Source organism: Lacisediminihabitans sp., assembly GCF_036569425.1.
Lineage (GTDB): Bacteria > Actinomycetota > Actinomycetes > Actinomycetales > Microbacteriaceae > Lacisediminihabitans.
In genome coordinates this window covers 55,025-64,855 of record NZ_DATCQQ010000019.1, presented here as the reverse complement: position 1 = coordinate 64,855, position 9,831 = coordinate 55,025, and the positions used below count along the sequence as shown (strand labels likewise).

Annotated in this window: 7 protein-coding genes; 5 read left to right on the top strand and 2 right to left on the bottom strand. The window is 70.5% G+C overall.

What is annotated here, in order from left to right; all coding sequences use genetic code 11:
• Positions 1–257: 257 nt before the first annotated feature.
• On the bottom strand, positions 258–1,736 hold the full coding sequence (locus tag VIM54_RS03170; RefSeq protein ID WP_331899107.1) for an AlkA N-terminal domain-containing protein: 1,479 nt from the start codon (positions 1,734–1,736) through the stop codon (positions 258–260).
• A gap of 73 nt (positions 1,737–1,809) precedes the next feature.
• On the opposite strand from VIM54_RS03170, the gene VIM54_RS03165 reads away from it, so the two are divergent.
• The 5 genes from VIM54_RS03165 (at position 1,810) to VIM54_RS03145 (ending at position 8,329) form a co-directional block, all read left to right on the top strand.
• Positions 1,810–2,727, top strand: a complete 918-nt coding sequence (locus tag VIM54_RS03165; RefSeq protein ID WP_331899105.1) for a ribokinase — start codon at positions 1,810–1,812, stop codon at positions 2,725–2,727.
• Positions 2,724–4,106, top strand: coding sequence for an FAD-binding oxidoreductase (locus VIM54_RS03160; protein WP_331899103.1), 1,383 nt, complete (start codon positions 2,724–2,726; stop codon positions 4,104–4,106). The genes VIM54_RS03165 and VIM54_RS03160 overlap by 4 nt, the downstream gene beginning before the upstream one ends.
• Positions 4,107–4,145: 39 nt before the next feature.
• Positions 4,146–4,685 carry a hypothetical protein gene (locus VIM54_RS03155; protein ID WP_331899102.1) on the top strand — a complete coding sequence of 180 codons (540 nt, stop codon included), beginning with the start codon at positions 4,146–4,148 and terminating at the stop codon, positions 4,683–4,685.
• Positions 4,678–5,877 (top strand): PrsW family intramembrane metalloprotease, encoded by a 1,200-nt coding sequence (locus tag VIM54_RS03150; protein WP_331899100.1) that lies wholly within the window; start codon positions 4,678–4,680, stop codon positions 5,875–5,877. The genes VIM54_RS03155 and VIM54_RS03150 overlap by 8 nt, the downstream gene beginning before the upstream one ends.
• Positions 5,878–6,091: 214 nt before the next feature.
• Complete coding sequence (locus tag VIM54_RS03145) at positions 6,092–8,329, top strand: HelD family protein (protein ID WP_331899098.1); 2,238 nt, start codon at positions 6,092–6,094, stop codon at positions 8,327–8,329.
• A 140-nt stretch (positions 8,330–8,469) separates the two neighbouring features.
• On the opposite strand, the gene VIM54_RS03140 is transcribed toward VIM54_RS03145, so the two are convergent.
• A complete protein-coding gene (locus VIM54_RS03140) occupies positions 8,470–9,804 on the bottom strand; it encodes an MFS transporter (RefSeq protein WP_414673156.1) in 1,335 nt (444 codons plus the stop codon).
• Positions 9,805–9,831 lie beyond the last annotated feature (27 nt).

Genomic DNA, 9,831 nt, shown 5'->3' with positions numbered 1-9,831 from the left:
TCGCGGTGCCATTTTCCATGGCCACAGTCTTGCAGCCACCACCGACATTGCGACCGACAATACCTCCCCTGACCAGCACTTCCTGTGGACAACCCTCCCCAGGCGCGACCTGTGGAGGAGCGGAAACCCGACCCCCACGCGCAGACCCACCTGCGGCCCCACCCCAGTGCAGACACCCCAGTGCAGACACCACCAGTGCAGACACCACCAGTGCAGACACCACCAGTGGCCGCCCCCTTCACAAAACCAACCACATATCAGCCGCGCGCCGCCCAGAGGTGAAGGCCGGCGTAGCTGCGCCACGGAGCCCAGCGCGTGCCGTGCGCCGCTAGCGCGCGGGAGGTCGACGGGAGCCCGAGCCGGCCGGCGCTGACGAGCATGACGAGGTCGGTCGTGAGGAGCACGTCCGGACTCCCGAGCACCCTCATGGCGAGGTAGCCGGCCGTCCACGGTCCGACGCCGGGCAGGGCGGTGAGCCGCGCGGTGAACTCCTCGGTGGTCATCCCCACGTCGAGCGCGAGCGATCCGCTCGCGATCGCCCGGGCGACGCCGAGAACGCTCGCCACCCGGGAGGACGGCCCGCGGAGCGCCTCGCCCCCGTGCTCGGCGATCGTCGCCGTGGTCGGGAAGAGCCCGGGAGCGTCGGACAGCTCCCGCGCGAGCCTGGCGAGCACCGTGCGCGCCGCGGCGACCGAGATCTGCTGCCCGATCATCGTGCGGAAGAGGGCCTCCTCGGCGTCGAGGCTGCCCGGCAGCCGCAACCCGGGGCGAGCGAGGACAAGAGGCGCCAGCACCGGATCGCGCGCGAGCGACGAATCAATCGCCTCGGAGTCGGCGTCGAGATCGAGCAGCCGACGCACCCGGGAGACGAGAGTGGACAGGTCGGCGATGTTCTCGAGCCTCGCGGTGCAGAGCACAGCCGTCGGCCCGTCGAGGCTCAGCTCGACCTCGGCGACCCCGTGCGGAAGCCGCACCGAACGACAGAACCGCCCGGCGTCTCCGGTCTCGATGCCGGCGACCGCGTGATCCGCGAGAAAGCGCATCAGGCCGGCGCCGTCGAACGGGGCCCTGGCCGGCAGCCTCAGCGTGATGTTCGTGGGCTCCGTCGCGGTGGCGACCTGGCGGTGGCGCTCGGTCCCGCCGCGGCCGCGCGCCCGCAGCGCCGTGGGCGTCGACTCGTACACTGCGAGCATCGTGTCGTTGAATTGGCGGATGCTCGCGAAGCCGGCCGCGAACGCGACGTCTGCCACCGCCAAGTCGGTGCTCACGAGGAGCGTGCGGGCCGTCTGGGCCCGGTGCGCGCGGGCGAGGGCGAGGGGACCGGCCCCCAGCTCGCTCACGAGCACGCGGCCGAGGTGCCGCGGCGTGTAGCCGAGCCGGGCGGCGAGGCCGGGCACGCCGTGACGCTCGACGGTGCCGTCGGCGATGAGCCGCATCGCGCGAGAGGCCACGTCATCGCGGATGTTCCACTCCGGCGACCCGGGCACGGCATCGGGCAGGCAGCGCTTGCAGGCGCGAAGCCCGGCCTCGTGCGCCGCGGCGGCCGTGCGGTAGAAGGTGACGTTCGACGGCTTCGGCGTTATCGCCGGGCAGCTCGGGCGGCAGTAGATGCCGGTGGAATGCACCCCGGTGATGAACTGCCCATCGAAGCGCGAGTCGCGGGACGACATTGCCCGGTAGCGCTCGGCGAACAGCGGGTCCCTGGCCCGGACAGCGGCCGGAGGTGTGGAGGTCATTGCTCCACTCTCACACGGGCGCCCGACATTGACTAGCGGAAATCGGACACCGCGGCGAGGCTACTGTGGGAGCATGTCAAGCGATTCAACGACGACTTCCCACTCCGGAGTGACCGTGGTGGGGAGCGTGAACCGGGACATCGTGTTCACCGTCGAACGCATCCCGCAGCCCGGCGAGACGATCCTCGCGAAGTCGGCCGCCAAGTACGCGGGAGGCAAGGGGCTCAACCAGGCGGTGGCCGCCGCCCGGGCAGGAGCGGCCACGACGTTCATCGGCGCTCTCGGCCGCGACGAGGACGGCGACGCGCTCGCCGGCACCATTCGCGAGGAGTCGATCGCCGATCACCTCGTTCGGCGCACCGACGAGCCGACCGGCCAGGCCTTCATCGTCGTCGACGGCTTCGGCGAGAACACGATCATCGTCGCCTCGGGAGCCAACGGCTCCTTCCGGCCGGTCGACTCGGCCGACCGGGCGGCGATCGGGGCGGCGAGCGTCGTGCTCATGCAACTCGAGCTGCCGCTCGATCGGGTCGCGGAGGTCGCCGAGGCGGCCCGCGCCCTCGGCACGACCGTGATGCTCAATGCGGCCCCCGCCCGTGAGCTGCCGCGCGAGCTGATCGCGAGCCTCGACTACCTGATCGTGAACGAACACGAGGCGTGCGCGATCGGCGGATCCGACCGGCTGGATGTCGCCTCGGCGACGCTCGCCTCGCTCGTCGGTCGCGTGGTGGTCACCCTCGGCGCGGCGGGTGCTGTGCTCTACGAACGCGGCACGGAACTCGTGCGTGTGACGGCGCCCCGCGTCACCGCCGTGGACACGACCGGTGCGGGCGACACCTTCTGCGGGGCGTTCGCCGCCGCGATCGCGGACGGTCGGGAGTATGAGGACGCCGCACGGTTCGCGACCGCGGCCGCCGCCCTGTCAGTGCAGTCGATCGGCGCGGTGCCCTCCATCCCGTTCCGTGCCGCAATCGACGGGGCGGGCCGATGAGCGCGCAGGATGCCATCGCGGCGCTGCGCTCCGCGCTCGGCACGGCCCTCACGACCGACCAGGCGCGACTGGCGGCGCTCACCACCGACAAGTCCGGCCACGACTCGCGGTCCCTCCCGCTGGCGCTCGTGACGGCGCGCGGCGTGGAGGACGTGCAGGCGACGCTGCGCATCGCGAACGACCACGGCATCCCGGTCGTTCCGAGGGGCGCCGGTACCGGTCTCGCCGGCGGGGCGATCGCGAGTGCCGGCGAGATCGTGCTCTCCACCCTCGCGATGGACCGCATCCTCGAGATCTCCGCCGCCGACGAACTCGCGGTGATCGAACCCGGGATCATCAACTCCGACCTCAACGACGTGCTCGCGACCCACGGACTATGGTTCGCCCCGGATCCGGCGAGCAAGGCGATCTCCACCGTGGGCGGCAACATCGCCACCAACGCCGGCGGCCTGCTCTGCGCGAAGTACGGGGTGACGCGCGAGGCGGTGCTCGGCCTCAAGGTGGTGCTCGCCGACGGCACGCTGCTCTCCCTCGGCCACCGCAGCGTGAAGGGCGTCACTGGCCTCGACCTCACGGCGCTGATGGTCGGATCGGAGGGCACGCTCGGCGTGATCGTCGAGGCGACCGTGAAGCTGCGTGCCCTGCCCAGCGGGCCGGTCGCCACGATCGGCGCCTTCTTCCCGAGCATCGCCGCGGCCGCGGCGGCCTCCGCCGCAATCACCGCGGCCGGTCTGCGCCCGGCCGCCCTCGAGCTGCTCGATGCGGCGGCGCTGCGAGCGATCGACGCGCACCTCTCGCTCGACCTCTCCGCGCGAGGCGACTCCTGGCTGCTCGTGCAGACGGATGGAGCGGCGAGCGCGGCCGAGGCGCAGGCGGCGATCGAGATCATTCGTTCGCACGGCGGAGACGCCGAGATCACGACCGATCGCGACGAGGGCGAACGGCTCTTCGCCATCCGGCGCGCCTTCCACCCAGCGCTCGAGGCCCGGGGGACCGTGCTGATCGAGGACGTCGCCGTGCCACGCTCGGCCCTCCCGCAGATCTTCGCCGCGATCGCGGACATCGGCGACCGGTACGGCATCGAGATTCCGACCGTCGCGCACGCCGGAGACGGCAACCTGCACCCGAACTTCGTCTACCGGGCGCAGGAGGGCGGCGGGGTGCCGGATCACATCTGGGCCGCGGCCGACGAGCTCTTCGTCACCGCGCTGCGCCTCGGCGGCACCCTCACCGGCGAGCACGGGGTGGGCATCCTCAAACGACGCTGGCTGGGCGACGAGCTCGGCGAAGCGCAGCTCGGCATCCAGCGGCAGATCAAGCGCGTGTTCGACCCGCGCGGCATCCTCAACCCGGGCAAGGTCTTCGCGCCAGAATCGTAACGTTGCGCGCCTGGCGCGGCGACTCCCTAGGCTGTTCGCATGACCTTCCTGCCGATGACCACGCGCGACGAACTGCCGCCAGAGGCGCGCTCCGCCGTCGAACGACGCCTCGAGTTCGACGCCTCGCCCATCACCGCGCTCGAGTCGACGCTTCTCGCGAACCCGGCGAGTTTCGCGGCGTACCTCCAGTGGTACGCCCTCAGGGAGGAGATCGCCCCCTGGATCGGTGAGCGGGCCGTGTCGCTCTTCTCCTACGCGATCTCGGACGAGAACGACTGCGAGGTGTGCTCGCTCGCGTTCCGCAAGCTGCTGGTCGACTCGGGGGACGACCCGGACCGACCGGAGGTCACGGAGACCGAGCAGTTGCTCATCGACTGGGGCCGACTGATCGTGCGCAGCCCCCACGGCATCCCTGACGCCTTCTATGGGCGGCTCGAGGCCGCCTTCAGCCCGGAGCGCCGCCTCACCGTGCTCGCCTTCGCCGGGCAGATGATCGCCGTCAACCTCATCGCCACCGTGGGCCGGGTGCCTCTCGACCCCGCTCTCGCCGCCTACCGCCGCCCGGGTCGGGATGTCTGAGCCGTCGTACGGTCGCCAGGGGGTTACGCCGAGCGACGAGCCCGTTGCAGTCGTGCCGGGGCCGGCGCCGGCGCCGCGCCCGGTGCGCCGGGGAGCCGGGACGATCGTGCTCGCCGTCGCGGGATTCGTGCTGCTCTCGGCGCTGCTCGTGGTGGTCGCGGGCTACCTCGTGCGCGTGCTCGGTCCGGGCACGCTCGCCGTCTCCCTCCTCCTGGCGAGCATCCCGCTCGTGATCGTGCTGCTCGGCGTCCGCTGGATCGACCGCTGGGAACCGGAGCCACGCGGCGCCCTGCTCTTCGCCTTCCTCTGGGGGGCCGCGGCATCCATCGCGATCGCGCTCGTCTTCTCGGGCATCACGCAGTACTACGAGGCCGCGGCCGGGATTCCGAAGTCGGCCGGCTCCGAGTTCTTCGCCGCGGTCTTCCAGGCTCCGGTGGTGGAGGAGCTCGCGAAGGGGCTCGGCATCCTGCTCGTCTTCTGGGCGATGCGGCGCACCTTCGACGGGCCGGTCGACGGAGTGGTCTACGGGGCGATGATCGCCATCGGGTTCGCGTTCACCGAGAACCTGCAGTACTTCGGCCTCGCGATCATCGAGGACCGCGGCTTCGGCAGCGACATCGTGCAGACATTCCTGCTGCGCGCCATCCTCTCGCCGTTCGCGCACGTGATGTTCACGGCCTGCACCGGCCTGGCCCTCGGTCTCGCCGCCCGCCGCACGAGCGGTCTCGGCGCCATCGGCTACTTCATCGCGGGCCTCATCCCGGCGGTCCTGCTGCATGCGTTCTGGAATAGCGCAGGCTTCTGGGCAACAGACTGGTTCCGCTACTACTTCCTCGTGCAGGTTCCCCTGTTCGTGCTCGCGATTGTCGGGGTCGCCCGGCTGAGACGGCACGAGCAGAACCTCACCAGGGAGCGGCTGGCGGAATACGCGGCCGTCGGCTGGTTCACCCCGACCGAGGTCAACCTGCTCTCGACGGCGGCCGGCCGACGGCAGGCGATCGCGTGGGCGTCGCGCTTCGGTCTGAAGCCGCGGTACGCCCGATTCGTGCGGACCGCCACCCGGCTCGCCTTCGCGCGACAGCGAGTCATCTCGGGCCGGGGATCGATCGGCGCGCAACTCGACGAGTCTGACCTGCTCGCCGAGCTCACCGCCGACCGCCGGGCGCTCGTCGCCCTCCCGTCGCCAGCCTGACCGCCGCGCATCCGCCCGCCCCTTCCGCCCCTTCCGAAATCCATGCAATCTGAAGGCGACACGCCTCCGATGACACAGACACGCCGACCACGGCGACGAATTGCATGGATTTCGGAAGTGGCCGAGAGCGAACACCGAGCGCTCCGGCTCAGAACGGTCGGGTTGCATCCCGGGAAGCGACTAAACTTGAACGCTGGATTTGAGGGGTGTTTGAGTGGTCGATCACGAGCTGCAACGCGAACAGGAATACGTCGGAAGTCTCTACGCGAGGCTTGACGCGCTCAAACGCGAGGCCGAGCTGCAACTCGACGCGGTGAGGCTGCTGGATGTAGGGGGCAACCACCAGGGGCGCTCCGAACGCGACACCTTCGCGCGCATCTACGAGGACCGGATCGTGCAGCTGCGCGAGGTGGACGAGCGCCTCGCCTTCGGCAGGCTCGAACTCGAACCGAACGACGAAGACGGCGACGACGTGCTGCGCTACATCGGCCGGATCGGCCTGCGCGACAAGGACCTGCAACCGATCCTGCTCGACTGGCGGGTGCCACAGGCCAGCGCCTTCTACCAGGCGACCGCGGCGACGCCGCTCGGGGCGAGGGCCAGGCGCCACCTGCTCTCCAAGGCCCGCAATGTTATCCGCATCGAGGACGAGATCTTCGACGCGACCCTGCTCGAAAGCGACACGACAGAGTTGCAGGGCGAGGGCGCGCTGCTGGCGGCGCTCACCGCGCAGCGCACCGGGCGGATGTCGGACATCGTCGCGACGATCCAGGCCGAGCAGGACCGCATCATCCGCTCCGACCTGGGCGGTGTGCTGGTGGTGCAGGGCGGGCCCGGCACCGGTAAGACCGCCGTCGCGCTGCACCGGGCCGCGTACCTGCTCTACTCGCACCGCGACCGACTCAAGAACTCGGGAGTGCTCATCGTCGGGCCATCTCGCTCGTTCCTGCAGTACATCGAGGCCGTGCTGCCGTCGCTCGGTGAGACCGGCGTCGTGCTCGCGAGCGTTGGGCAGCTGTATCCCGGAGTCGAGGCGACGCGGGAGGATGCGCCGGCCGTCGCAGCGCTCAAGGGCAAGGCGTTCATGGCCGGGCTCATCGCCCGCGCGGTGAAGTCGCGTCAGCGCGTGCCGTCCGAGCCGCAGGAGCTCGACGTGAACGGCGACCGGCTCACCCTCGACCCGCAGCTCATCCAGAACGCGATGAACCGCGCGCGGGAGGGCGGCAAGCCGTACAACGAGGCCCGCGTCACCTTCGTGAAGAACGCCCTCGGTGCGCTCTCCCGCGAATGGCTCGCGCAACTCAAGGCCAACGGCAACTCGATGGACGAATCGGACCTCCCCATGCTTCGGGAGGACCTGCGCTCGGCGGAAGACGTGCGGGTGGCGCTCAACACGGCCTGGCTGCCGCTCACGCCGCAGAAGCTCCTGCAGGACCTCTACGCTCGCCCGCAGTGGCTCGCCGAGCTGACGCCGCGCTGGACCGCCGAGCAGCGCACCCTGCTGAGGCGCGCTCGGGATGCGGAGTTCACGATCGCCGACATCCCCCTCCTCGACGAGGCGGCCGAGCACCTCGGCGAATACAACCTGGTCGACGCCGCGCAGAAGCGCGAACAAAAGCAGCAGCGCAAGCGCGACATCGAGAACGCGGAGGCCGCCATCCAGAACATGGATGTGAAGGGTCAGGTGAACGCGAAGGACCTCGCAGACAACTTCGCCGAGCTCGGCGACCGCGCCACGACGGCGGAGCGAGCGGCGGTGGACCGCACTTGGACATACGGCCACGTCGTGGTCGACGAGGCCCAGGAGCTCTCGCCGATGCAGTGGAAGCTCCTGCTGCGGCGAGGCCCGCTCCGCTCGTTCACCATCGTCGGCGACATCGCCCAGGCCGCGTCGGCCGCCGCATCGTCGAGCTGGCTGACGGCGCTCGACCCGCTGCTCGCAGGTTCGGCGGAGGGCGACCGGTGGAGGCTCGAGGAGCTCACCGTCAACTACCGCACACCGAGCCAGATCGCGGCATCGGCCGAGTCGATGGCGGTCGCCCACGGCCTGCCGGTGACGCCGTCGAGGGCGGTGCGGGCGAGCGAGTGGCCCATCGAGGTGCTCACCGACGCTGTGGAAGCGGTGCGCCGGGAACGGGACCTGGACGCGGGGGGAACCCTCGTCGTGATCGTTCCGGAGACCGGCATCGACGAGCTCGGCGTCCGGCTCGCCGAGGAATTCGGGGCGGCCGTGGGACTCGGAGCCCAGGGACTCACGCGCGACATCGCGCTGATGACCCCGCAGGACGCGAAGGGACTCGAGTTCGATTCGGTGATCGTCGTCGACCCGGCGGGAATCGTCGCGGCCTCGGAGCGCGGCGCCGGCGCCCTCTACGTGGCGATGACCCGCGCGACCCAGCGGCTGTACCTCGTGGCGGACGGGGACCTGCCGGCGGGCATCGCGCTCGGCTGACCTTCCGAAATCCATTGACCTTCCGAAATCCATGCGATTCTCCGCGACACGCTGCCAGGTGCGCAGTTGAGCGGCGTGTTGCCCAGGAATGCATGGATTTCGGAAGGGAGAAACAGGAAGGGCCAGGGCGGGGCAACCACTCAGGGGGTCGGGGCGAACGCGTCGTAGCGGAGGAAGCCCCGCTGAAGCCGAGTGACGAGCAGGAGCAGGCTCAGGATGAGCAGGCCGCCGAGAAGCGGCGGCAGCCAGAGTGCCCCGATCGCCGCGACGATGCCGACGAAGATGTCGCCGATCCGAGGACCGCCGGTGACGACGACGGTGAAGACCCCCTGCAGCCTGCCGCGCATGTTGTCCGGAACCGCGGTCTGCAGCATCGTCTGGCGGAAGATGCTGCTCACGTTGTCCGCCGCTCCCGCGCCGGCGAGCATGACCGCCGCCACGACGATCGCGGCGATGTTCGGGCTGCCGACCGAACCGGGAACCTGGTCGAAGAGTCCGAGGCCCAGGACGGCGAGCACCGCACCGAAGCCGACGATGAAGGCGCCGTAGGCGAGGATCGCGTTCCTGATTTCGCGACCGTGCCAGCGCCGGTGGCCAACGCGGCCAGAAAGCAGGCTGCTGAGCAGTGCGCCGAGCGCCCCGGCCGCGGTGAGCACGCCGACGGTGACCGGCCCGCCCCCGAGCACGAGCGCCCCGGCCGCGGGGAACAGCACGCGCGGTTGACCGAAGGTCATCGCGATGATGTCGACGAAGAAGGACATCCGGATGTTCGGGGCGGTGCGCAGGAAGGCGAGTCCGTACCTGAGCGACTCCAGTCCCGGGCGGTGGATGTCGCCCTCCGGCGCGAGGCGGGGGAGCGCAGCGATTCCGAGGAAGGCGCTCAGGAACAGCACGACATCCACGGTGTACGTCCAGCCGAAGCCGACGGTGGCCACGAGCACCCCGGCGATGGCCGGACCGACGGTGACCATGACCCCGAAACTCGCTCCGGAGAGCGCGGCGGCCGCCGGCAGCAGCGTGGGCGGGAGGAGGCGCGGAAGCACGGCCGACCGCACCGTGCCGATCACGGTCGCGGCGACCGCGTTCACGGTGGTGAGCAGGTAGAAGGGCCAGACGATCTCCACCCCCGTCCAGGCGAGCGCGGCGAGGGTGATCGTGGACGCCCATGCGACGATCGCGGCGACGAGCAGCACGAGCCGCCGGTCGAAGGCGTCGGCGAGCATTCCGCCGTAGAGTCCGAACACGATCATCGGCAGCAGCGCGAACGCGCCGACGAGGGAGACGGCGAAGGTCGACCCGGTGATCTGATAGATGTGCAGCCCGACGGCAACGATCGTCATCTGCGCGCCGATGCCCGAGATCGAGTTGCCGATCCAGAGAGTGGCGAAGGCCGGGCTCTGCAGCAGCGGGGCGAGGTCGATCAGGTGCGACCGCGTGTGCGGCGCGGTGTCGAGGGGTGCGCTCACTCGATCCATTCTTGCGCGCTCCCGGCCGGCGCGACG

Excerpts from the sequence above, each read along its gene's own strand:
- VIM54_RS03155 (WP_331899102.1), top strand. The coding sequence starts at position 4,146 with ATGACCTTCCTGCCGATGACCACGCGCGACGAACTGCCGCCAGAGGCG.
- VIM54_RS03170 (WP_331899107.1), bottom strand. The coding sequence starts at position 1,736 with ATGACCTCCACACCTCCGGCCGCTGTCCGGGCCAGGGACCCGCTGTTC.
- VIM54_RS03140 (WP_414673156.1), bottom strand. The coding sequence starts at position 9,804 with ATGGATCGAGTGAGCGCACCCCTCGACACCGCGCCGCACACGCGGTCG.
- VIM54_RS03150 (WP_331899100.1), top strand. The coding sequence starts at position 4,678 with ATGTCTGAGCCGTCGTACGGTCGCCAGGGGGTTACGCCGAGCGACGAG.
- VIM54_RS03160 (WP_331899103.1), top strand. The coding sequence starts at position 2,724 with ATGAGCGCGCAGGATGCCATCGCGGCGCTGCGCTCCGCGCTCGGCACG.
- VIM54_RS03165 (WP_331899105.1), top strand. The coding sequence starts at position 1,810 with ATGTCAAGCGATTCAACGACGACTTCCCACTCCGGAGTGACCGTGGTG.